General features: G+C 42.9%; 17 protein-coding genes, 2 tRNA genes, 3 rRNA genes and 2 pseudogenes. 11 read left to right on the top strand and 13 right to left on the bottom strand.

Going from position 1 to position 22,529, the window contains the following annotated elements:
• Window positions 1-88: 88 nt before the first annotated feature.
• Both radC and LZP46_RS02705 read left to right on the top strand, forming a co-directional pair.
• The gene (gene radC / locus LZP46_RS02710) at window positions 89-787 is read left to right on the top strand and encodes a RadC family protein (RefSeq protein WP_236094605.1); all 699 of its coding nucleotides are present in this window, start codon (window positions 89-91) and stop codon (window positions 785-787) included.
• A 68-nt stretch (window positions 788-855) separates the two neighbouring features.
• The gene (locus LZP46_RS02705) at window positions 856-1,764 is read left to right on the top strand and encodes a bestrophin family protein (RefSeq protein ID WP_236094604.1); all 909 of its coding nucleotides are present in this window, start codon (window positions 856-858) and stop codon (window positions 1,762-1,764) included.
• Window positions 1,765-1,811: 47 nt separating this feature from the next.
• Here LZP46_RS02705 and LZP46_RS02700 read toward each other — a convergent pair whose 3' ends face one another.
• Both LZP46_RS02700 and LZP46_RS02695 read right to left on the bottom strand, forming a co-directional pair.
• On the bottom strand, window positions 1,812-3,116 hold the full coding sequence (locus LZP46_RS02700) for a transposase (RefSeq protein ID WP_442863522.1): 1,305 nt from the start codon (window positions 3,114-3,116) through the stop codon (window positions 1,812-1,814).
• A 132-nt stretch (window positions 3,117-3,248) separates the two neighbouring features.
• A complete protein-coding gene (locus LZP46_RS02695; RefSeq protein WP_236094603.1) occupies window positions 3,249-4,103 on the bottom strand; it encodes a PHP domain-containing protein in 855 nt (284 codons plus the stop codon).
• A gap of 45 nt (window positions 4,104-4,148) precedes the next feature.
• Here LZP46_RS02695 and LZP46_RS02690 point away from each other — a divergent pair, with 45 nt between their 5' ends.
• From LZP46_RS02690 to mnmC, 4 genes are read left to right on the top strand one after another with little or no spacing between them, the layout of a single operon-like run.
• On the top strand, window positions 4,149-4,760 hold the full coding sequence (locus LZP46_RS02690; RefSeq protein WP_236094602.1) for a septation protein IspZ: 612 nt from the start codon (window positions 4,149-4,151) through the stop codon (window positions 4,758-4,760).
• A 29-nt stretch (window positions 4,761-4,789) separates the two neighbouring features.
• A complete protein-coding gene (locus LZP46_RS02685) occupies window positions 4,790-5,092 on the top strand; it encodes a YciI family protein (protein ID WP_236094601.1) in 303 nt (100 codons plus the stop codon).
• A 5-nt stretch (window positions 5,093-5,097) separates the two neighbouring features.
• Window positions 5,098-5,553 carry a hypothetical protein gene (locus LZP46_RS02680; RefSeq protein WP_236094600.1) on the top strand — a complete coding sequence of 152 codons (456 nt, stop codon included), beginning with the start codon at window positions 5,098-5,100 and terminating at the stop codon, window positions 5,551-5,553.
• Between the two features lie 37 nt (window positions 5,554-5,590).
• Window positions 5,591-7,492, top strand: coding sequence for an FAD-dependent 5-carboxymethylaminomethyl-2-thiouridine(34) oxidoreductase MnmC (mnmC, locus tag LZP46_RS02675; protein WP_236094599.1), 1,902 nt, complete (start codon window positions 5,591-5,593; stop codon window positions 7,490-7,492).
• 79 nt (window positions 7,493-7,571) lie between these two features.
• Here the strand turns inward: mnmC and LZP46_RS02670 are convergent, their stop codons facing one another.
• Window positions 7,572-7,886 (bottom strand): rhodanese-like domain-containing protein, encoded by a 315-nt coding sequence (locus LZP46_RS02670; RefSeq protein WP_004976235.1) that lies wholly within the window; start codon window positions 7,884-7,886, stop codon window positions 7,572-7,574.
• A 92-nt stretch (window positions 7,887-7,978) separates the two neighbouring features.
• Between LZP46_RS02670 and LZP46_RS02665 the strand changes: the two genes are divergently transcribed.
• Window positions 7,979-8,467: a YajQ family cyclic di-GMP-binding protein gene (locus tag LZP46_RS02665; protein ID WP_019838035.1), complete on the top strand. Its 489-nt coding sequence runs from the start codon at window positions 7,979-7,981 to the stop codon at window positions 8,465-8,467.
• Between the two features lie 12 nt (window positions 8,468-8,479).
• Window positions 8,480-8,989, top strand: a complete 510-nt coding sequence (locus LZP46_RS02660) for a DUF4442 domain-containing protein (protein WP_236094598.1) — start codon at window positions 8,480-8,482, stop codon at window positions 8,987-8,989.
• A 55-nt stretch (window positions 8,990-9,044) separates the two neighbouring features.
• Here LZP46_RS02660 and LZP46_RS02655 read toward each other — a convergent pair whose 3' ends face one another.
• Genes LZP46_RS02655 through LZP46_RS02645 form a run of 3 tightly spaced genes read right to left on the bottom strand, consistent with a single transcriptional unit; the run spans window position 9,045 to window position 10,846 of the window.
• The gene (locus LZP46_RS02655; RefSeq protein WP_442863521.1) at window positions 9,045-9,491 is read right to left on the bottom strand and encodes an acyl-CoA thioesterase; all 447 of its coding nucleotides are present in this window, start codon (window positions 9,489-9,491) and stop codon (window positions 9,045-9,047) included.
• A gap of 27 nt (window positions 9,492-9,518) precedes the next feature.
• Window positions 9,519-9,950, bottom strand: a complete 432-nt coding sequence (gene trxC / locus LZP46_RS02650) for a thioredoxin TrxC (RefSeq protein WP_104853053.1) — start codon at window positions 9,948-9,950, stop codon at window positions 9,519-9,521.
• Window positions 9,947-10,846: an alpha/beta hydrolase gene (locus LZP46_RS02645; RefSeq protein WP_234114544.1), complete on the bottom strand. Its 900-nt coding sequence runs from the start codon at window positions 10,844-10,846 to the stop codon at window positions 9,947-9,949. The genes trxC and LZP46_RS02645 overlap by 4 nt, the downstream gene beginning before the upstream one ends.
• Before the next feature lie 123 nt (window positions 10,847-10,969).
• Here LZP46_RS02645 and LZP46_RS02640 point away from each other — a divergent pair, with 123 nt between their 5' ends.
• Together LZP46_RS02640 and LZP46_RS02635 are read left to right on the top strand one after the other, a co-directional pair.
• Window positions 10,970-11,305 carry a TIGR01244 family sulfur transferase gene (locus tag LZP46_RS02640; RefSeq protein WP_234114542.1) on the top strand — a complete coding sequence of 112 codons (336 nt, stop codon included), beginning with the start codon at window positions 10,970-10,972 and terminating at the stop codon, window positions 11,303-11,305.
• Window positions 11,298-11,720 (top strand): annotated as a pseudogene (locus LZP46_RS02635) (beta-lactamase hydrolase domain-containing protein). The gene LZP46_RS02640 and the pseudogene LZP46_RS02635 overlap by 8 nt, the downstream one beginning before the upstream one ends.
• 150 nt (window positions 11,721-11,870) lie before the next feature.
• Here the strand turns inward: LZP46_RS02635 and LZP46_RS02630 are convergent.
• Window positions 11,871-13,871: a hypothetical protein gene (locus tag LZP46_RS02630; protein WP_236094596.1), complete on the bottom strand. Its 2,001-nt coding sequence runs from the start codon at window positions 13,869-13,871 to the stop codon at window positions 11,871-11,873.
• Between the two features lie 160 nt (window positions 13,872-14,031).
• On the opposite strand from LZP46_RS02630, the pseudogene LZP46_RS02625 reads away from it, so the two are divergent.
• A pseudogene (locus LZP46_RS02625) lies at window positions 14,032-15,411 on the top strand (dihydrolipoyl dehydrogenase).
• Window positions 15,412-15,549: 138 nt separating this feature from the next.
• On the opposite strand, the gene rrf reads toward LZP46_RS02625, so the two are convergent.
• The 6 genes from rrf to LZP46_RS02595 all read right to left on the bottom strand — a co-directional run bounded on the left by rrf (window position 15,550) and on the right by LZP46_RS02595 (window position 22,504).
• Window positions 15,550-15,664: ribosomal RNA gene (gene rrf, locus LZP46_RS02620) — 5S ribosomal RNA — on the bottom strand.
• Between the two features lie 210 nt (window positions 15,665-15,874).
• Window positions 15,875-18,768 (bottom strand): 23S ribosomal RNA (locus LZP46_RS02615).
• A 391-nt stretch (window positions 18,769-19,159) separates the two neighbouring features.
• A tRNA-Ala gene (locus tag LZP46_RS02610) sits at window positions 19,160-19,235 on the bottom strand.
• Between the two features lie 55 nt (window positions 19,236-19,290).
• Window positions 19,291-19,367: transfer RNA gene (locus tag LZP46_RS02605), tRNA-Ile, on the bottom strand.
• 59 nt (window positions 19,368-19,426) lie between these two features.
• A 16S ribosomal RNA gene (locus LZP46_RS02600) occupies window positions 19,427-20,964 on the bottom strand.
• The 16S, 23S and 5S rRNA genes sit together here with 2 tRNA genes alongside, the layout of an rRNA operon.
• 457 nt (window positions 20,965-21,421) lie before the next feature.
• Window positions 21,422-22,504: a DUF6670 family protein gene (locus tag LZP46_RS02595; RefSeq protein WP_236094595.1), complete on the bottom strand. Its 1,083-nt coding sequence runs from the start codon at window positions 22,502-22,504 to the stop codon at window positions 21,422-21,424.
• Between the last annotated feature and the right edge of the window lie 25 nt (window positions 22,505-22,529).

The following is a 22,529-nucleotide window of genomic DNA, read 5'->3' as shown; positions in this document are numbered from 1 at the left end:
GGCGCTCACAATAGCATTAAATAATGTCATTCCCAAGAGATCTGTTGGGATTTAAGTTTCAAATTTAGAATAACAAAGTCAAATAACAATGCATTTATCTATTAAACATTGGCCTGAACAAGAACGGCCACGTGAACGTCTGATTCAAAATGGTGCTGCAAGTTTGTCCGATGCCGAACTACTGGCTATTTTTTTGCGCTCAGGCTCACAGCAACATTCTGCGGTGGAGTTGGCACGATTGCTAATTCAGCATTTTGGCAATCTCACTACTTTACTCGATGCACCCATTGCCGAGTTGTGTCAGTTTCATGGCATGGGCAGCAGTAAATACTCGCAACTCATGGCAGTCAAAGAACTTGGACGGCGCTATGTAGCCGAACATTTAAAACAAGATGCACTTGAGCTTAGCAATTCCAAACGCTTGATGGAGTATCTGCGTTTTGAACTTTTGGGCGAAACACAAGAAGTGTTTGCGGTGCTTTGCCTTGATGCCTGTTTAAGAAAAATTAGCTTTAAAAAGTTATTTTATGGCGCAGTGAATTCTTGTGAAATTTCCATTAATCAATTGTTGCGTTTTGCGATTAGTCAACATGCCACAGCGATTGTGATTGCACACAATCATCCTTTCGGCTTACCACAACCTTCACCTGCAGATTTAGTCCTGACGCAGCAGATTCAGCAAGCCTGTCAATTGCTAGAGCTGCGTTTGATTGATCACTGCATCATCTCAAGTGAAGGTAATTTCTCCTTTGCCGAACATCAACTGCTTAAATTTGAGTACACTTAAAATTTGTATATTGACAAAGCTTGCTCAAGCACAGAAGATCATCAAAAAATTGTGATGATTCTAATAAAATGATAGTCGATCAACCCAGTGTATTTAACTTATTATTTTCGTGGCGGGGCACGATTTTACCTAAAATTTTACCACCTTTGGGGGTGGTGATGCTGCTCTCCGCCATTATTGGTGGTTTATCTTATATTGGCTATTTCCATTTTCCAGAATTGCCTTTGGTTGGTTTTACTTTAATTGGCGTGGTGCTCTCCATTTTTTTGGGGTTTAAAAACTCTGCCTGTTATGACCGTTGGTGGGAAGCGCGCAAACTCTGGGGCATGCTAATTGCCAATGCACGCCACTTTGACCGCAACTGCCGTATACTTAGTCAAGCACGACGCGAACGCGTTATTCAACACGTCATTGTTTTTGCCAACGTCTTACGTGACCGCTTGCGCCAACAAACCGCCAATCCAACTGAATTGATTCAAACCAGCGGCATGAGTCAGCAAGCGATTACCCAGCTGTATCAACAAGCCAATGCGCCACAATATACGCTCAGTTTGATTCAATGGGAGTTAATGCAAGCGCTAAAAGAAGGTGAAATTTCCGATATTATTTACACGCAGATGAATCAACACGTCACAGAGCTGAGTTTGGTACTCACGGGTTGTGACCGTATTGCTACCACACCGCTCCCTTTTGCGTATTCAGTCCTACTTAACCGAACAGTGTACTTTTTCTGTTTTATGCTGCCGTTTAGTTTAGGGTCTACGCTCGGATTGGCGACACCGCTTTTAGTCGGTATTTTAGCTTATACTTTTTTAGGTCTGGATGCGCTCAGTTCAGAAATTGAAGAACCTTTTGGCACACAAAGTAATGACTTACCTTTAGATGCGATGGTAAGAACCATTGAAATTGAATTATTGGGCACTTTAGGCAAACCAACGCCCCCGCCAATTCAAGCACACGACCATAATTTGCTTTAGACCCTCTTCCCAATCTTCTCCCAGAGGGCATAGGTATCTACACATCTTTAAGTACCTAGTGCAATGGTTGCGATTTCATTCAGTTCATCTATTGAATATTCTGAGAGCAGTTGAAGAGTATTTAGTAAAATCGAGAGTCCTGCCAATATGGCAGGCGCACTCTCTATCTTGCCTCTTTTCTGCTGTCTACCTGAAAGCCTAGTCAAAAATGCACGGACTTTCTGATTTTGCTCATCTGTACAACGCTGCACTCTCCACGTCAACACACAAGCCATACAACTGATCAGCAAACGCCTTAAAATCGCTTCTGGGGTAGTCTGAAGCCATGACTCAATATCATGACCTGCTTGCTTGAGAAGTTTGAAATAACATTCGATTGACCAACGCCAGTAATACCAAGTTGTCAATTCCACTGCGGTAATCTCGGTTGATACATTGCTGATCAATGACCATCTTGCAACTGTCTTATCATTAATATCTTTAACCACCGCAATAATCAGTCTAGCCTCAATTGCAGCACCTTTCTGAGGAGCAACTCTTTGACCTAAAGAATCTTTTTTATTTGATTTTGCAGCACGGGTAAGCCGAACATTGGTTTCTCCAACATAAAGCATATGTTGATTACCCTTGTAAGAAATGGGTTTCACTTGCTGTATTTCGATACGTTCAGCAACTTCTCCAACTTTACATATTTCACCCTGATGCTCAATCCGATTGCCTTCCTTTGCTCGAATAAGCCATTGAAAACCATGACTGCTTAATTCCCTGAGATGAGCAATGGAATCTCCTTCACGATCAATAATATGTACGCAGGTTTTCTCAAGAGGAAACTGTTCAACTTTTTGTATTTGTTCAGAAAGGGAGTCTAAATGAGTTTTACGTTCGGTCTGTTGCTCATTAAATGTCGAATAGCAACCTGAAGCACTAGAAAGGGTTTGAGCTAATGGAGCAACAGGAAGTCCAGAAGCAGCATCAACAAGTAAGCTCGTTTGTAATTCATAGCCTGAGTCGTACTGATGTGTCCTTTGGAGTTTTTGAGTTTTATTACGATGTGTCACATATTGGATTTGTGACCAATCATGAATAACTAAAGCATAGCGATGCAGCGATGTCTTAATCTGATCACAAGCAAGCTGTTGAATAGGTTCATTTAATTGTTTAAATGAAATTTTATTATTATTTAAAAACCGCCATACAGCTTGCGTCGTTGCGAAACTATTTTTTTGAGCAGAGGCAATATCTTTGATTGCAGGGGCAAGTGAAGCAAGAGGATTCATATTGAACTGAACAAGGTTGTTGTAACGTTTGACAAGGCGCTGATCTAAGCGATAGATGTTAAAATTAAAGAGCATGCTCTTCAATTTAACGCAAAACATGGAAATTGTGTAGATACCTATGCCCAGAGGGAGAAGGAGTTTTTATCCTTTCTAAATTTTAATAATGGATATCACATCTGCTTATATGAGAAGATTGGGATGAGGGAATTACTCAACAAAACTTTCCCAAATCCCCACTTGCCCTTCTTTGACCCGTGGAATATTACCCAATTTAATCCACGGCATATTTTCACCATGAAAATCGCTGCCAACAGATACTTTTAGACCATGTTCAGCAATCATGCGATCCACCATTTGACGGGTCGATGCAGGGTCAATATTAGGCGGCAATTCCACCGCATCGCCCCCATATTTGGCAAAAATTTCAATCAAATAACGAATATTGGTGGCAGATAAATCATAACGGGTGGGATGCGCCAACACGGCAAACCCCTGACTGTCATGAATTACCCGAATGGTATCTTCCAAACTCAGGCCATCAAATTTCACATAAGCCTTTTTGCCTTCTTTAATATATTTATCAAAGGCTTGCTGTACACGCGTTACAATGCCTTTTTCCTGTAAGGTTTTGGCAATGTGGGTACGGGTAATCCGATCTGCCACACCTTCAACTTTAAGGAGTACATCGTTATAAATATCCTGTCCAATCAACGGAATTAGCAAATCACAAATTTGCTTGGCACGTTCTGCACGAATTTGTTTTTGCTGTTCCAGCAGCGCCTGTAAAGGTGCAGGATTTTGCATGTTTAGCGCCACTACATGCACACTGTAGCTTTTTTGAGTGGCAGGACGTGACCATTGACTGGAAATTTCCACACCCGAAATAATCTTTAAAGCCTGACCCTGTGCGGCTTGCTCTGCCAATGCCAGCCCATCCATTGTGTCATGATCGGTCAATGCCAAGGTATGAATGCCCTGCTGAATTGCAGCAGACACCAATTCTGCAGGTGACAAAGTTCCATCAGAAATATTACTGTGTGTATGTAAATCTACGCCGTGCATCACTTATACTATGTCATTTATTTGATCAGATTTAGATACTCTAACATGAAAGCACTTTTAGACTTTGTGCCCCTCATTATTTTCTTTTATTTATACAAAACTGTAGATCCAAAAGACACCGACCATCAATTATTACAACTCATCGGCTCTGCAGGCGGTGTCGATAATAATCATATTTTGGTGGCAACCACAGGTCTAATCATGTCCATGTTGGTGGTGTATGGCGCATTGTTCATCATGCAAAAATTCCGTCTAGATAAACAACAATGGATTGTGCTGTTTATGACCGTTATTTTTGGTGGCGTCACCTTAATGCTGAGTGATGACTTTTATATCCGCCTCAAAGCAGCCATTTTAAATATTGTCTTTGCAGGTGCTTTTTTACTATCACCGTGGTTCAGCAAAGACCGTAAACCCCTTATTCAACGTTTATTTGGCCCAGTATTCAACTTGAGCGAAGCAGGCTGGAAAAATCTCAATTATACTTGGGCTGCGATGTTTGCTGTGATGTCCTTCCTGCATGTATTTTTTGCATTTTTATTTATGGATGGAAAATATTGGGGTGAATTCACCGCTTTTGGTGACATGATTGTGATGTTTTCCTTTATCATTGTGCAGTTTATTGTATTGCGCAAATACTTTAAAACATCTGAATAATTTCTGATCTGCAATATTCGAGAGTAGCTATGCCTTTATTTGTTCTAAGTTGTACTGACCGTGAAGGTACACTGGAAAAACGTCTTGCGACACGTCCTTTACATCTTGCACGTTTGCAACAGCTAGATGCAGAAGGTCGTTTGATTGTGGCGGGGGCAATGCCAAAAGACCCAAACAATCCGCAAGCAGGCTTTTATGGCAGCACCATGATTGTCGATTTTGACAGTCGTGAAGCACTCGATGCATGGCTACAAGATGAACCTTTCTTAAAAGAAGGCGTATATAGCCACATTGACGTTAAGCCATTCAATAAAGCATTCCCTCAAGGATAAGCGCTATGCGTTTCGTTGTTGCCAGTGTTGTTGCTGTTTTGCTCAGTTCTTCTGTTTATGCAGTTGAGCCAGCCACAACCACACCTACTGCACCTGCTCCTGCTGCTGTGACCAACACGGCAGCTGTAGCAACAGCCAATGGGGTTACTCCTGCACAAGATAAGCCCCTGGCTGCAGAACAAATTGCCAAAAATAAAGCGCTTCAGGAAGCCAAAACCAAAGCCTTGATTAAAGATCAAAGCACACGCTTGCAACAACTTGAACAAGCGAACCTCGATGCTTTGGCACAGAATCAGGAACTGCAACTTAAAAACGATAATTTAGGCGTGCAAGTTCAAGTACTGCAAAGTGAACGCAGTGCGCAAATGTTTTTATACGGTGCTGCAACACTCGCGGTTGGCGTATTGCTCGGCTTTTTAATTGCCAGCTACGTCTACACCAAACGTCGTCGCCAATGGTAAGGTGCGCACTCACCTCTTGATTTAAGGTACTCTGGTTTTGTTTCAGCCTATTCAAACTGCCGAGCTGGATTGGCAACTGGTCGATGGCATTGATGTGCCTATTTCCAAACAATTTGGCGATGTGTATTTCTCTAAAGATAACGGTTTATTAGAAACACGGCATGTGTTTTTACAGGGCAATGACTTAGCCACCCGTTTGGCAGCGCTAAATGATTTTGAATATTTTTGTGTAGGCGAAACAGGCTTTGGTACAGGCTTAAATATTTTAGCGCTCTGGCAATTATGGCAACAGGTACGCCCCAATAATCATAGCCATTTACACGCAATTTCTGTCGAAAAGTTTCCACTTTGTAAAGCCGATCTCATACGTGCCTTGGCGGCTTGGCCCGAACTGAGTCATCTGTCTGAACAGCTGATTCAGCAATACCCTGCTGCTATTGCAGGCTGTCATCGTTTAAACTTTCCAGATGAACGTTTTAGCCTAGATTTATGGCTGGGCGATGCTCAGGAAGTTTTTCCTGTCATTGCCAAAACTGCTCCTGTCAATGCTTGGTTTTTAGATGGCTTTGCACCCGCCTGTAACCCAGATATGTGGCAGGAAAACGTGCTCAACCCGATTGTAGCACTGTCCGATTATGGCACGACTTTTGCCTCTTTTAGTGTGGCAGGCGTACTCAAACGCGGCTTAAAACAACACGGTATTCACATTACCCGCCCGCGTGGTTTTGGGCATAAACGGGAAATGCTGAAAGCCATCTGGCAAGCGCCTGAGATAGCGCCAATATCCGGTCAGAACAAAACTCCAACTGCAACAAATACCACAACAAGCAACCAACAGCGCCATATTGCGATAATCGGCGCAGGAATTGCGGGTTTAAGCTGCGCTTGGGCATTTGCTCAACGTGGGCATCAAGTCACGCTCTACGATCAAACAGCGCCACTTGCAGGCGGTTCTGGCAATCCTTTGGCGCTCTTAAATCCAAAACTTTGCCCGATTCATCAAAGTGCGGACCATTTAATGACTTTGGCATGGCAATATGCTTTAAATCACTATGCCGCATTCAAGGCATTTCGTCCGTTGCAGATTCATCAACTGGCACTCAAACATGCCGATGAATTGCTGGATTTAGCCACACAATACCCAAAAGGTATTTTAGCAGCACAGAACGCAACCAAACTTACGCCACAAAGTGATTTTGCCAGTTTGAACTTATTGCAGGCAGGTGCGGTTTCTCCACATCAACTTCGTGATGAAATTCTTGCACATCCACACATTCAGTTTCAGCAAGCGCAAATTAAACAAATCACCACGACAGCACAACAACTGATCTTACACAGCCTAGATGCTGAACTTGGAGTGTTTGATCATGTCATCGTCTGTGCAGCGCTGCAAAGCGGTGCTTTTTTTCAGCATTACCCTGTGCTTAAAACCATTCGTGGGCAAGTCAGTTGGTTAAATAATACCGATCAGGCTTTGCCATTATCACAAGCCTATAGCTATGGCGGCTATTGTATGCAGCTCAATGCTGATCAACTGATTTTAGGTGCATCGTTTTATCCAAATCGGGAAGATTGTGACGTCTTGGCAGAAGACCATGTGCATAACTACGAACTTATCCACAGTGTCTTTCCTGCGTATGCGGAAAACTTAGCACCCGTAGACACTTGGCAAGGTCGTGCTTCGCTACGCGCCCAAAGTCAAGATTATTTTCCCCTACTTGGTAAAATGCGGGATGATCAGGAAATTTACAGCTTTGCAGGATTGGGTTCCAAAGGCTTTTTATTTGCTCCGTTGTGCAGTGAAATACTGGCAGCACAAGTTTTAGCAGAAGCCTGCCCTGTACCTAAAAACTTAGTACAAAAACTGGCAGCTACACGTTTTCAGAAAAAGGTGAAAACCAAGAAGCCTTATTTTAAAGCTCCTCCACCTTCAAGCTAACGCTCGCTTAGAGAAAATAGAAATAAAACGATACCCAACAAAAAAGCGCCTTACGGCGCTTTCTTCATATTGATGATACTTAGTGACCTTGTTCCAAAGGCATGCCTGCGTCGCGCGCAGCACGTGTACCACCCATTAAAACTACATATTCACGTGAGCTGTCCAAACCTTCTAGTTTTTCGGCTGCACGTGGGGCTTTACTTCCGCCACCACATAAAATGTAAATGGGTTGATCCGCCGACACCTGAGTGAGACTCTCTGCTGATAGATCGTTAATTGGCTGATTCACAGCACCTTTAACATGAGCTTCGGCATAAGCACTTGCATCACGTACATCCCAGATAATCGCGTCAGCTGGGAACTCAAATGTTGTAATTTCTTGTTTACGGATCATTGCGCACTCCTTTGATGTAAAACAACACTTGGCAAATGAAGAAAACATCCCTAGCATCTCAGATATTGTTTCCATTTGCAAAGGTCTTCATTATGCCTTCTTTCGATATTGTTTCTGAATTAGAACTTTTTGAAGTGAATCATGCGGTTCAAAACACACAAAAAGAAATCGGTACTCGTTTCGATTTTCGTGGTCAAGATGTTTCTATCGACCTCAATGAAAAAAACAAAGAGATTAAAATCACCACTGAAAGTGATTTCCAATGTGAGCAAGTGTATACCATGCTCGAAAATCACTTCTATAAGCGTAAAGTCGACATTCAAGCACTTGACCCACAAAAAATGACCGCATCGGGTAAAAATGTGATTCAAGTGATCAAACTTAAAGATGGTCTTGACTCAGATACCGCAAAAAAAATTAACAAAGCCATTAAAGACAGTGGCATTAAAGTGCAATCTTCTATTCAAGGTGACAAAATTCGAGTAACCGACAAGAAACGCGATACATTGCAACAAGTCATGGCGTTTTTGAAAGAACAACAATTTGGTCTGCCGCTGCAATTTAACAACTTTAAAGATTAATTTGGGGATGTCATGACACCAACCAATCGCTTAAACAGACTGGTCAAAGCAACATCAAAACTGCCGAAAGGCATTCAAAGCCGCCTTTTGAGTCAAGCCTTTGGCCGTGTCGTCCCAATGGTGGGCACTGCGAAAATTCGCTATCACGAAGTAACTCCATCACAAGTGGTGGTCAGTCTTGCCAATCATAAAGCCATGCAGAACCATATTGGACAGGTGCATGCCTGTGCTATGGCACTGCTTGCCGAAACTGCCACAGGTTTTGTAACGGCTATGAATGTACCAGATAGTGCCATTGTGCTGATTAAAAGCTTGAAAGTAGACTTTAAACGTCCGACTCAAGGTGCAATGACAGCGATTGCCACACTCAGCCCAGAACAGCAACAACGCATGCACAGCACCGACAAAGGCGAAACACTGGTCAATGTCAGTGTGATTGATGAATCAGGGGAAGCCCCGATTCAGTGTGAAATGTTATGGGCATGGGTGTCGAAAGCACATTTAAAGCAAAAACAAGCCTAATACTTGTTTCTTCTCCAATAAAAAAATCCCAGCTACTGTGCTGGGATTTTTTTCATTACGATGTTTGACTAGCCTGAGCTTCTAAAAACTTCTGTTTGGCTTCTTCAGGAATCTGACGTTTTGAGCCTTTGACATCAACCGCAACAAAGGTAAATACCCCTTCGGTGACACGCACGGCTTCACGTGAATCGTCATGGCTATCCCACACTTCAATTTGCATTTGAATTGAAGTATTCCCCACTTTCAAAATTTTGGTGTAGCAACTGATCACATCGCCCACTTTTACAGGCACCAAAAAAGTCATTTGGTTAATGGAAATCGTGGCACAACGTCCTTTACTAAAGCGCTCTGCATGAATCGCACCTGCCAAATCCATCTGTGAAACGATCCAGCCTCCAAAGACATCTCCACTCCAGTTGGTATCTGCTGGCATGGCAATTGTTTGTAGGGAAAGCACTCCCTCTAGTTTTGCATGAGAATCTGACACGTTCACTCCGGACATTTGCAATAAATTAGCACGAACAGTGCATTAAGACTGGGCGTTGAGTTGCTGATCCAACCACTGTTGTAATTCAGTCGCTCGTAGCGCGCCGCTTATTCTAGCAATTTCATTGCTTTTATTCATCAATACCAGTGTTGGAATACTGCGCACATGAAACGCGCTGCTTAAACGTGGATTGGCTTCGGTATCAATTTTGGCAAACACCACCTGCGGATTTTGCTTAGCGACTGTGGCAAAATGTGGTGCCATCATCTTGCAAGGGCCACACCAGTCCGCCCAAAGATCAATCAAAATAGGTAAATCACTATTTTGAATAAAATTACTGAAGTTTTGCTCATTTAATTCAATTGGTGCAAGAGGAATCAGCGCTTGATGACACTGCCCACATGCAGGATTTGCAGATAATTTATCTTCAGGTACACGGTTTTTTGCACCGCATTCAGGGCATACAATAATCATTTACTGACTCCAAACAGTTGCTGTAAAAACTCTAATTGGGTCTGAATCGCTTTTTTAAACCATTCTCCATGATAAATATCGAAATGTTGCATATCCCACTCCTCATATTGCACATAAGGTGCAATATTGGTGGCCGCTTCACGACTCGACTCAATTGGAATCAGGCTGTCACGCTGCGCGGCAATAAATAACACAGGAATGTTGATTTGCCGCACTTCTTGAATGGGACGATAACGAATCAAATTAAAAAATACCCGAGCAGGAATTTCCCCACTCCAGTAATGATCGGGGTTCACAATTGACATATAACCTGCATAACTGTCTGCAGTCGGTAAAAAACACAGTTCTTTTTGCGCCACTACTGCCAGGGTTTTGGGCGACATCCCCACCTTTGCTCCCATATAGTCCTGACTGGAAATTTTTAGGGCTTTTGGAAGTTGCTGTAAAGGATACAACTTGGCACTTTCAGCACCATCTACAAAAGGCACTTGTACCATGACTGTGGCAATATTGTGTAAGCGCGAGGCCAAACTCAGTACATATCCCCCACTTAGTGAAGTCCCCCACAGAATCATACGTTTGGCATCAATGGATTTACGTTCTGCAATGTGTGAAATCATGCTACGCCAATCATCTAACTGTGCCTCTATGGACACCAATTCACGTGGACGCCCTGTACTTGCGCCCCAATAACGATAATCAAATAGCACCACAGCATAGCCTGCCTGAGCAAAGTGTTGTGCATATTGCACCAATTTAAAATGACGCAAGGCCGCCAGACCATGCGCCATCAGAATGACCGCGGGTTTTTCTATAGATTTAGGGCGATAAAAGTCTGCAGCAATCACCTCGTGATCACTTTTGACATATAAAGGCTCAACCATATAGGAATGCATAAGCGCTCCATTGCGTTATTTTATCGTTATCGTCGTTATAAATATTTCAGAACATTCTGCTCTTGAATCTGCTTAATGCTATCATAAAGCATATTGTCATGAATAAAATGATGGAGTATTCCCATGTCTGAACAAGTCGGTTTTGCGGGTCAAATTGGCCCTGAGCATGTGAGCCAAGTTGTAGAGAAGGGCTTTAAATCAATTATTAATAACCGCCCAGATATGGAAGGTGGTGCTGAGCAACCAACCAGTGCGCAAATTGAAGAAGCTGCACGTGCAGCAGGTTTAGATTATGTCTATCAGCCAGTGCTGTCTGGTCAAATTACTGAAGTAGATGTGCGTACTTTTGCCAATCACTATAACGAATTGCCAAAACCTGTGTTGATGTTCTGCCGCACGGGTAACCGTTCAAACAACTTATTTCAGTTAGCAAAACAAATGGATTTGTTGGATGACTAAATCCATCCTCAAGTATGTATTTTGCTGTGTTCTGATCTGTAGCAGTATCTCGCTGAGTCACGCTCAAAACGATGCTCAGGCTTTAAATAGCAAAGTCAGTGTTGCAGGTCAGATGAATGCTGACAATTTTTCATAGTTGATGCGACAAGGTTTTAAATCTGTGATTGTGAATCGTCCTGATCAAGAAATGGGCAATGCAGTCAAGGTGAGTGAATTACGTAATATCGCGGAAAAATCTCAGATCAGTGTGCTTTATCAGCCCGTTAATAGCGGTAAAATTTTTCAAACAGACATTCTTGAATTCGCTAAATATTATAATGAGCTTCCAAAACCCATTCTGATGATTTGTCGTAGTGGCACTCGTTCTAGTGCGGTATTTCATCAGGCAAAATCTCAAGGTTTGTTGCATGAATAAAGTTTTATTGGTGGTGATGTGTGTCTTGCTTCTGAGTGCTTGTAGTTCTATGCAAGTACGCCCGACGGTGGGTGTGAGTGTGGGGACTTCTCTTTAATTTTAAATTGAAATCCCCATAAAAAAACAGCGCTGAAGCGCTGTTTTTTTATTTTAACGAATCGTGTATTCTTGTTTTGTAATTTGTCCTGTCGGAGCTGTTACAGTCAAGATTAAACTATCCCCCGAATCACATTCTTTTAAGCGGTATGAATAATTTACTTGTGTACTCGACGCAAATGTTGAAGGCGTTAGTAAATTAAACACAGATGGAACGGTTGCATTACCACTCCATAACTCTGCTGAACATGATTTTTCATTATCTTTAGTATTATCTTCTGCTTGTACGGCTACTGTTGTTCCAGTCGGCATAGGAACAGATTGCGCGCTATTACCAAACAGCTTGAACGTAAAGTTTGTTTTGCTTGTAGTCACAGCTACATCTTTAATTGTTGGCACATCATTACTAAATGAGAAGACTAACTGTTGACGAATTACTGCAGAAAGTTCTGAACTACATGTTCCTGAGATATTTGGTTGAGCAAAAGTACTGACTGCACAGGTATTCCCTACTGCCCCACGTTTATATAAAAACTCACCTAAAGCTGCTTCAAAAATCGTATTCTCATTATCATCACGGAAGAAGTCACCAATATTGCTCGTGAGCTCATCAATACCCGCTGTATATAAATTATCAGAGTTCTTATCAATATAAGATTTATCGCCTTCAACATAAGCTAAAACGGTTACGCGATTATCAGCTGGACGTGGGTTCTGAGTCTGTAAAACAACACTACATTCGCCATCAATTGTTGAACAATTCGGCGTAATACTTCCGCCCTCTGTAACAAAACTTACAACTGTACCATCAGGAACTTTATTACCAACACGATCTCGTAAACGCGCAACAATCGTAGCTTTGTCGCCATCAATATCCCATTGTAATGCATTCTTAGTTACCGATAGACTCAAACCATTTTGTGTAACACGTCCTGTTGCAACAGAAACATCTTTTGTCAATGCTGTAACACTTGTATCACTAGCAAGGGTGGCTTTAAGCTCCACAGGTCCTGGTATGCTACCAGGGAAGATATCTACGACAATCTTACCTTCATCATTAGATTTAATTGTTTTTTCTTTTTTGTTATACAATGTAATAAAACTAAGGTCATTTGGCGCATAAATGAGCTCAACCAATACATCTTGGTTCTTAGCAGGCAGATTATTTGAATATACTGTAAATTCAACCTTACCAGATGCACTGGAACCACTATTAGCGGCACCTAACTTAACTTCACCTGAACTATATACAAGTGAATTGGCTTTAATCGGATTAATTGTAATGTTCTTAGTAGTCGTCGTTGCACCATTATTTGCACTAATACTAATAACTTGAGTGCCATTACATAATTGGCCTCCGTTAGATATGGCAGTATAAGTTGTTTCAACTAAACCTTGATTTGAGTTTACTGTGTTATTCGTAAACGTTCCACAATCTGAGCTAAAAGTTACTTGCACATTATTTTGTGCAATATCTGTCGAGCTATCGACAGTTTTTAGACTAATTTTAACAGAACCACCTGCATCAATAGTTGAATTATCAAATACAAGATTATCAAACTTAGTTTTTAGAGCTTCAACAGATACAAAGGTATCGCTTGTATTGGCAGTATTACCACCAATTTCTGCATTTGCAGCAATTTTAAAAATACCAGTTTTAGTTTCATCAACAGGCTTAATTCCAATTTTTGCAATTCCATCAGCATTTGAGAGCACTGTAGCATTTGAAGTTTCAAAACTAATATTTTCGCCCGTGAATGTTACTAATGCACCACTTACTGGCTGACCATTTTGGTCAGTTACTTTTACACTCGCACTTGCACCAAGAATTGTTAAAGCTGTAGTTTTTTGATTATTGTTGTCAAAAACTTCAACATTAGTGATATTTAATTTAGCAACTACTGGTGTTTCAATACCGTTATCAGTACCCGAACCTCCACCAGTAGTATTTTCATTTTGGTTATAATACCCGTCACTTCCACCGCCACCACAGCCAGCCAATAAAACTGCTAAAGCCACAGCCGAAAATTTCAAACTAATTTCTTTCTTTTTCATTGAGTTATTCCCCAAATCCCTCTAAAACTATGAGTTAATCAAATACATAATTAATATTGTCAGATATGTAACCATAGTTACTGCTTTATGTAAATAAAAGCATGATAAATGTTTTGCTTGTGTTAGCCTAAATTTATTTATTACATGAAGTAGCTCACAAATGTACGACCTCATTATTATTGGTGCAGGCACCGCAGGCATTAGCGCCTATAAAGAAGCGATTAAATACACCCAAAACCTACTCATCATCAATCACGGTCCATGGGACACCATCTGTGCCCGCGTTGATTGTATTCCTAGCTAAGTCCTCATCTCTAGTGCCAATCGCATGAATGACATTCAGCATGCACAAGAAGATGCACTCACGGTAGATGTAAAAATTGATGCATCCCAAATCATTACGCACGTACGCCAATGACGTGATCGTTTTACCCGTGCCACACAAAAAGATGTAGATCGTTGGGATGCATCACATAAGATTTCAGGCTTTGCGACTTTTATAGATGCCCATATAATTCAAGTGAAAGAACAGCAATATCATGCAAAAGCTTTTATTATTGCAGTCGGTTCTACTCCTGCTTATGACCAAGCATGGAAAGAAAACTTAGGTGAACGTTTAATTACCTCAGATCAAATTTTTGAATTAGAAAACTTACCGCAATCTTTGGCCATCATTGGCCGTGGTGTGATTGCAATCGAATTAGCTCAAACTATGCAACGCTTAGGCGTACAAACCACTATTTTTGCCCGTAGTTGTAAAGTTGGTTCACACAGCATCCCAAAACTGCAAACTATTGCGCAAGATACACTCAGTCAAGAGTTGAATATCAAATTTGAAACATTGCCAACCCAACTACAAAAAACAGCACAAGGTGTGAAAATTGAATATCAAGAAGATGGACAAACACAGAGCTTAACTGCCGATTATGTATTGGTTGCTACGGGTAGACGTAGCTATTTAGATCAGCTTCAACTTGAAAATATTGATACAAGTTTTAACAACATCAAACAACTCCCTATTGATCCTCATACCAAACAACTCGGACAGCATGCTATTTTTATTGTGGGTGATGCACACACTAACACCCCCATTCAACATGAAGCAGCACATGAAGGACGTGAAGCCGTGCATAATTGCTTAAACTTTCCAAACAATGAAAATATTAAAACATTAACACCCATGGGCATTGTGTTTAGCTCACCCGAAATGGCATCTGAAGGGCAAAACCATAAACAATTGAAAGATCAAAATATTGCATTTACGACAGGCTATGTTTCTTATGAAAAGCAAGGTCGAGCATTGGTGCTCGGAAAAAATAAAGGTGCTATTGAAGTTTATATTGATAATAAAAGTCAAAAATTATTAGGTCCTGAATTATTTGTAGATGCTGCTGAGCACATGGCGCATTTATTGGCTTGGATGATTGATGAAGAACTCACACTTGAAGATATTTTAGATAAACCGTTCTACCATCCAACACTAGAAGAAGGTTTAAGAACAGCATTTAAACATGCACGTCGACAACTACGTGAAATCTAATCAAATTTAGAAAGTATGCTTACTCTTTAAAACCATCCCCTGATGGTTTTATTTTGCCTTCACTTTTTATAGTTTTTAATATTTTCTTTCCCACATAAAAAACACCCTCAACGTTAGTTGAGGGTGTTTTGAATAATGAGCTGGCGATGACTTACTCTCACATGGGTAACCCCACACTACCATCAGCGCGAAGAGGTTTCACTTCTGAGTTCGGGAAGGGATCAGGTGGTTCACTCTTGCTATGGTCGCCAGCACAACTGTTATGGACTTGTTCGGGTCTTAGTTACTCTGCTTTTGCATGTAATGCCTTACTTTGTTCCAAATGAGTTATTAACAGGTTGGCTATTGTATCTGAAATTTCATGTTCAGCAAGGGCTGAATCAAGATATTTGATCTGATCAGTTTCAAGTGATCTTTTATGAATCGATTGATGCTTGTGATACAACAACTGTTTGGGTGTTGTATAGTCAAGCCTCACGAGCAATTAGTATTGGTCAGCTTCACATATCGCTATGCTTCCACATCCAACCTATCAACGTCGTAGTCTTCAACGGCTCTTTAGGAGGCATAAAGCCTCGGGGAAATCTTATCTTGAGGTAGGCTTCCCGCTTAGATGCTTTCAGCGGTTATCCCTTCCGAACATAGCTACCCGGCGATGCGACTGGCGTCACAACCGGTACACCAGAGGTTCGTCCACTCTGGTCCTCTCGTACTAGGAGCAGATCCTCTCAAATTTCCAGCGCCCACGGTAGATAGGGACCGAACTGTCTCACGACGTTCTAAACCCAGCTCGCGTACCTCTTTAAATGGCGAACAGCCATACCCTTGGGACCTGCTTCAGCCCCAGGATGAGATGAGCCGACATCGAGGTGCCAAACACCGCCGTCGATATGAACTCTTGGGCGGTATCAGCCTGTTATCCCCAGAGTACCTTTTATCCGTTGAGCGATGGCCCTTCCATACAGAACCACCGGATCACTAAGACCTACTTTCGTACCTGCTCGACTTGTGGGTCTCGCAGTTAAGCGCGCTTTTGCCTTTATACTCTACGCGTGATTTCCGACCACGCTGAGCGCACCTTCGTACTCCTCCGTTACTCTTTAGGAGGAGACCGCCCCAGTCAAACTACCCACCAGACATGGTCCTCGTCCCGGATAACGGGACAGAGTTAGAACCTCAACATTACCAGGGTGGTATTTCAAGGACGGCTCCACTCGGACTAGCGTCCAAGTTTCAAAGCCTCCCACCTATCCTACACAAGTAAGGTCAAAGTTCAATGTCAAGCTGCAGTAAAGGTTCACGGGGTCTTTCCGTCTAGCCGCGGGTACACCGCATCTTCACGGCGAATTCGATTTCACTGAGCCTCTGCTGGAGACAGCGCCGCCATCATTATGCCATTCGTGCAGGTCGGAACTTACCCGACAAGGAATTTCGCTACCTTAGGACCGTTATAGTTACGGCCGCCGTTTACTGGGGCTTCGATCAAGAGCTTCGCTTACGCTAACCCCATCAATTAACCTTCCAGCACCGGGCAGGCATCACACCCTATACGTCCACTTTCGTGTTTGCAGAGTGCTATGTTTTTAATAAACAGTTGCAGCGGCCTGGTTTCTGAGGCTGTCGACAGCTCAAGGAGCAAGTCCTATCACCATCAACAGCGTACCTTCTCCCGAAGTTACGGTACCATTTTGCCTAGTTCCTTCAGCAGAGTTCTCTCAAGCGCTTTGGTCTACTCGACCTGACCACCTGTGTCGGTTTCGGGTACGATTCCAGTGTAACTGAAGCTTAGAGACTTTTCCTGGAAGCAGGGTATCAGCCACTTCACTGTACAAGTACAGCTTGCTATCAGATCTCAGCATAGAGCACCCCGGATTTGCCTAAGATGCATGCCTACTTCCTTTCACCTGGACAACCAACGCCAGGCTGACTTAACCTTCTCCGTCCTCTCATCGCATTACACTGAAGTATTGGAATATTAACCAATTTCCCATCGACTACGCCTCTCGGCCTCGCCTTAGGGGTCGACTCACCCAGCCCCGATTAACGTTGGACTGGAACCCTTGGTCTTTCAGCGAACGGGTTTTTCACCCGTTTTGTCGTTACTCACGTCAGCATTCGCACTTCTGATACCTCCAGCAGACTTCTCAATCCACCTTCTTCGGCTTACAGAACGCTCCCCTACCACGCATAATAAATTATGCATCCGCAGCTTCGGCACATAGTTTTAGCCCCGTTACATCTTCCGCGCAGGCCGACTCGACTAGTGAGCTATTACGCTTTCTTTAAAGGGTGGCTGCTTCTAAGCCAACCTCCTAGCTGTCTATGCCTTCCCACATCGTTTCCCACTTAACTATGATTTTGGGGCCTTAGCTGGCGGTCTGGATTGTTTTCCTCTTGACTACGGACGTTAGCACCCGCAGTCTGTCTCCCGGATAGTACTCATTGGTATTCGGAGTTTGCATCGGTTTGGTAAGTCGGGATGACCCCCTAGCCGAAACAGTGCTCTACCCCCAATGGTATTCGTCCGAGGCGCTACCTAAATAGCTTTCGGGGAGAACCAGCTATCACCGAGTTTGATTAGCCTTTCACCCCTATCCACAAGTCATCCCCTGGCTTTTCAACGACAGTGGGTTCGGTCCTCCAGTTAGTGTTACCCAACCTTCAACCTGCTCATGGATAGATCACCCGGTTTCGGGTCTATACCCAGCAACTAGACGCCCTATTAAGACTCGATTTCTCTACGGCTCCCCTATTCGGTTAACCTCGCTACTGAATATAAGTCGCTGACCCATTATACAAAAGGTACGCAGTCACCAAACAAGTTGGCTCCCACTGCTTGTATGCATGCGGTTTCAGGATCTATTTCACTCCCCTCACAGGGGTTCTTTTCGCCTTTCCCTCACGGTACTGGTTCACTATCGGTCAGTCAGGAGTATTTAGCCTTGGAGGATGGTCCCCCCATATTCAGACAAGGTTTCACGTGCCTCGCCCTACTCGTCATCATTATGTGTGCCTTTTCGTGTACAGGACTATCACCCACTATGGTTGCACTTCCCAGAGCATTCCACTAAAACACACATAACTTAATGGGCTTTTCCCCTTTCGCTCGCCGCTACTGAGGGAATCTCAATTGATTTCTTTTCCTACGGGTACTGAGATGTTTCACTTCCCCGCGTTCGCTTCGTATGACTATGTATTCATCATACGATACCTACCTTAAGGTAGGTGGGTTTCCCCATTCAGAAATCTCCGGATCAAAGGATATTTGCCGCCTCCCCGGAGCTTTTCGCAGGCTATCACGTCTTTCTTCGCCTCTGACTGCCAAGGCATCCACCACATGCACTTAATTACTTGACTATACAACCCCAAACAGTCGTTAATCCCTACAAGTAGGATTAAGACAATTAAATAAATAATCAATGATTTATTTAATCTACAGTTCAAAGTCTCGTGCACTTAAACACTGTACAGCTTCAATCTAAATTCATATACCAAAACGCTTGATTCAGTTAATTTGCTAGTTCTCATTTCAATTCGTAATTAAACCGTAACACCGAAGCATTATTGTCAATCTTGAATTAAATGAGTTGAACAATTTATTTCAGACTCAATTTTTGCCAATCTGTTAATGAATTAATGCGTCTTCGTCAGATCGCACTAAATACTGTGATATTTAAATCACAGAACTTAATAAGCTTATACTTACTAAATTCTGCAATCTTTAGCTTATCCTATACTTAAAAGTACGTGGTGGAGACTAGGAGAGTCGAACTCCTGACCTCCTGCGTGCAAAGCAGGCGCTCTACCAACTAAGCTAAGTCCCCAGCTTATCATCTGTGATTCGATGTATCTTCTTCTGCATAATTGCTTCGTCAGTAGTGGTGGGTCTGACAAGACTTGAACTTGTGACCCCACGCTTATCAAGCGTGTGCTCTAACCAACTGAGCTACAGACCCTCAGATACATCAATGAAGAACAACTTGTTGTGGATTCTTACCAATCGTCAATCTTTCGTTAAGGAGGTGATCCAGCCGCAGGTTCCCCTACGGCTACCTTGTTACGACTTCACCCCAGTCATCGGCCACACCGTGGTAAGCGTCCTCCTTGCGGTTAGACTACCTACTTCTGGTGCAACAAACTCCCATGGTGTGACGGGCGGTGTGTACAAGGCCCGGGAACGTATTCACCGCGGCATTCTGATCCGCGATTACTAGCGATTCCGACTTCACGCAGTCGAGTTGCAGACTGCGATCCGGACTACGATCGGCTTTTTGAGATTAGCATCCTCTCGCGAGGTAGCAACCCTTTGTACCGACCATTGTAGCACGTGTGTAGCCCTGGCCGTAAGGGCCATGATGACTTGACGTCGTCCCCGCCTTCCTCCAGTTTGTCACTGGCAGTATCCTTAAAGTTCCCATCCGAAATGCTGGCAAGTAAGGAAAAGGGTTGCGCTCGTTGCGGGACTTAACCCAACATCTCACGACACGAGCTGACGACAGCCATGCAGCACCTGTATGTAGATTCCCGAAGGCACCAATCCATCTCTGGAAAGTTTCTACTATGTCAAGGCCAGGTAAGGTTCTTCGCGTTGCATCGAATTAAACCACATGCTCCACCGCTTGTGCGGGCCCCCGTCAATTCATTTGAGTTTTAGTCTTGCGACCGTACTCCCCAGGCGGTCTACTTATCGCGTTAGCTGCGCCACTAAAGGATCAAATCCCCCAACGGCTAGTAGACATCGTTTACGGCATGGACTACCAGGGTATCTAATCCTGTTTGCTCCCCATGCTTTCGCACCTCAGTGTCAGTATTAGGCCAGATGGCTGCCTTCGCCATCGGTATTCCTCCAGATCTCTACGCATTTCACCGCTACACCTGGAATTCTACCATCCTCTCCCATACTCTAGCTAACCAGTATCGAATGCAATTCCCAAGTTAAGCTCGGGGATTTCACATTTGACTTAATTAACCACCTACGCGCGCTTTACGCCCAGTAAATCCGATTAACGCTCGCACCCTCTGTATTACCGCGGCTGCTGGCACAGAGTTAGCCGGTGCTTATTCTGCGAGTAACGTCCACTTATCCCAGGTATTAACCAGGTAAGCCTCCTCCTCGCTTAAAGTGCTTTACAACCAAAAGGCCTTCTTCACACACGCGGCATGGCTGGATCAGGGTTCCCCCCATTGTCCAATATTCCCCACTGCTGCCTCCCGTAGGAGTCTGGGCCGTGTCTCAGTCCCAGTGTGGCGGATCATCCTCTCAGACCCGCTACAGATCGTCGCCTTGGTAGGCCTTTACCCCACCAACTAGCTAATCCGACTTAGGCTCATCTATTAGCGCAAGGTCATAAAGAGCCCCTGCTTTCTCCCGTAGGACGTATGCGGTATTAGCATCCCTTTCGGAATGTTGTCCCCCACTAATAGGCAGATTCCTAAGCTTTACTCACCCGTCCGCCGCTAGCTCAGTTACCGAAGCAACCTCGCCCGCTCGACTTGCATGTGTTAAGCCTGCCGCCAGCGTTCAATCTGAGCCATGATCAAACTCTTCAGTTAAAATCATTTTGAAGTTTTAATCTAAACTTCCAAATCTGGCTCATCAATTTCTGACTTAAATTTCGCTCAAATAAACTTCGAGTAATTTAAACCAATCAATCAATGAAAATATGTTCGATCAATCAATCAGTAAAAATCCACACAAGTTGTTCTTCATAATCTCTTAATGATCTTCTCAACGCTTCGTCAGCATCAAGCTAGGTCGGCTATATTACGCTTTATTTCTAAAGTGTCAACTGGTAATTTAAATTATTTTAAACTTACTTTCTAAAACCCAACCCAATCAATTTCAATCAAGTCATTGTTTTATCAGAAGTTTTAATCTTCATCACCGCCGATGGATGTGCATTATAGGTCAATTATTTCGCCTTGCAACCCCTCTTTTTAAGTTTTATGCGTTTTTCAGTTCGAGTGGTTATTTATTCAGCAAAAACTTCACTTTTCTACAAAATATTGTTTATTTCTTTTTCTTGATCATAAAAGGTTCAGGATTCAGGACTACATCTGGCATTTTTTCTGGCTGATCATATTCTTGCCACTTCAGTGCGCGGCAGTCGATATATTCACAATAACCGCCTTCACCTTGTTGTTGATCACCATTTATAGCCAACTGATATTGAAAACTTCCGACATAACCTACCGCAACCCCAAATTTAAAATCACCACGACTCTGCGCTTGTAGATGAATTGAGGTGCTATCTTCATCTTGATAGCGCCATTCAAACTCACGTGGCAAATACATACACTGACCTGTTGGCGTTTTTACTTTTGGATAAACCCGTTGAATATTAAATTGTACTTGCCCATCAAATACCCGAGTTTGCTCAGTGTTCGCATCTCGCAGATAGATTCGAGATTGCAAAATTCGATTCAACACATCACGGCTTTGTAGCAATATCATTTGTCGCTGATGATTCAGATTAATCACCTGATAGCAAAAAAATGCCACAGCGAAATAAGGAAACTGGATGGAACGAGCAAACTCAAAACTGCCCAATTGCTCAATCTGGAAATGCTGATCTTTATAACGCACACTTCCCTGACACTGACACAACAAAGACCAATGTTCTGCCAAATTCATTCGCAATTTGGTGAAATATGAAATTGTAGAGCTTGTGGTGATCTTTAAATCAAAGCTGAGTTCGCTATCTTCACGTTGAATATGAAATTGCGGAAAATGTCCTGTAATGCGTTCTTTATTGGCAAACTGAAAATACTGTGCGGTAAATACGCAATCGTGTTGTATTGAATAATGATTGGACTGTCCCACCATGTGTGGGCTACTACTACAAAGAATACTGGCCGTATCTAAAGCTGAAGTTGTAATCACATTTTCAGGGCGCAGCATTGCAGTATTTAGACTGCCCAATAAGCCGATAAAGTTGAGATAATGTAAAGGTGCAGGCAAGTTAGGAAGAATTAAGCCCTGATAGATAAACTTATAATGATGTTTCGGGGCGTGATAAGGCAGTTTGGCGGTTGCCGCAGGAGTTTGATTGAGTTGTTTGGAACGATCGAGAAAATCTTGAAACAGCTGCATATCAAACTCCTTGTGAGTTGATGCT

Origin of the sequence: Acinetobacter sp. SCLZS86 (assembly GCF_021560715.1) — a bacterium.
GTDB classification, from domain to species: Bacteria; Pseudomonadota; Gammaproteobacteria; order Pseudomonadales; family Moraxellaceae; genus Acinetobacter; species Acinetobacter towneri_A.
This window is presented reverse-complemented; position numbering and strand designations above follow the sequence as displayed.

Excerpts from the sequence above, each read along its gene's own strand:
- LZP46_RS02695 (WP_236094603.1), bottom strand. The coding sequence starts at position 4,103 with ATGCACGGCGTAGATTTACATACACACAGTAATATTTCTGATGGAACT.
- LZP46_RS02660 (WP_236094598.1), top strand. The coding sequence starts at position 8,480 with ATGACACCAACCAATCGCTTAAACAGACTGGTCAAAGCAACATCAAAA.
- LZP46_RS02655 (WP_442863521.1), bottom strand. The coding sequence starts at position 9,491 with ATGTCCGGAGTGAACGTGTCAGATTCTCATGCAAAACTAGAGGGAGTG.
- LZP46_RS02685 (WP_236094601.1), top strand. The coding sequence starts at position 4,790 with ATGCCTTTATTTGTTCTAAGTTGTACTGACCGTGAAGGTACACTGGAA.
- LZP46_RS02630 (WP_236094596.1), bottom strand. The coding sequence starts at position 13,871 with ATGAAAAAGAAAGAAATTAGTTTGAAATTTTCGGCTGTGGCTTTAGCA.
- LZP46_RS02640 (WP_234114542.1), top strand. The coding sequence starts at position 10,970 with ATGTCTGAACAAGTCGGTTTTGCGGGTCAAATTGGCCCTGAGCATGTG.
- LZP46_RS02705 (WP_236094604.1), top strand. The coding sequence starts at position 856 with ATGATAGTCGATCAACCCAGTGTATTTAACTTATTATTTTCGTGGCGG.
- radC (WP_236094605.1), top strand. The coding sequence starts at position 89 with ATGCATTTATCTATTAAACATTGGCCTGAACAAGAACGGCCACGTGAA.
- LZP46_RS02645 (WP_234114544.1), bottom strand. The coding sequence starts at position 10,846 with ATGCATTCCTATATGGTTGAGCCTTTATATGTCAAAAGTGATCACGAG.
- LZP46_RS02700 (WP_442863522.1), bottom strand. The coding sequence starts at position 3,116 with ATGCTCTTTAATTTTAACATCTATCGCTTAGATCAGCGCCTTGTCAAA.
- LZP46_RS02595 (WP_236094595.1), bottom strand. The coding sequence starts at position 22,504 with ATGCAGCTGTTTCAAGATTTTCTCGATCGTTCCAAACAACTCAATCAA.
- trxC (WP_104853053.1), bottom strand. The coding sequence starts at position 9,950 with ATGATTATTGTATGCCCTGAATGCGGTGCAAAAAACCGTGTACCTGAA.
- LZP46_RS02670 (WP_004976235.1), bottom strand. The coding sequence starts at position 7,886 with ATGATCCGTAAACAAGAAATTACAACATTTGAGTTCCCAGCTGACGCG.
- LZP46_RS02680 (WP_236094600.1), top strand. The coding sequence starts at position 5,098 with ATGCGTTTCGTTGTTGCCAGTGTTGTTGCTGTTTTGCTCAGTTCTTCT.
- LZP46_RS02665 (WP_019838035.1), top strand. The coding sequence starts at position 7,979 with ATGCCTTCTTTCGATATTGTTTCTGAATTAGAACTTTTTGAAGTGAAT.
- LZP46_RS02690 (WP_236094602.1), top strand. The coding sequence starts at position 4,149 with ATGAAAGCACTTTTAGACTTTGTGCCCCTCATTATTTTCTTTTATTTA.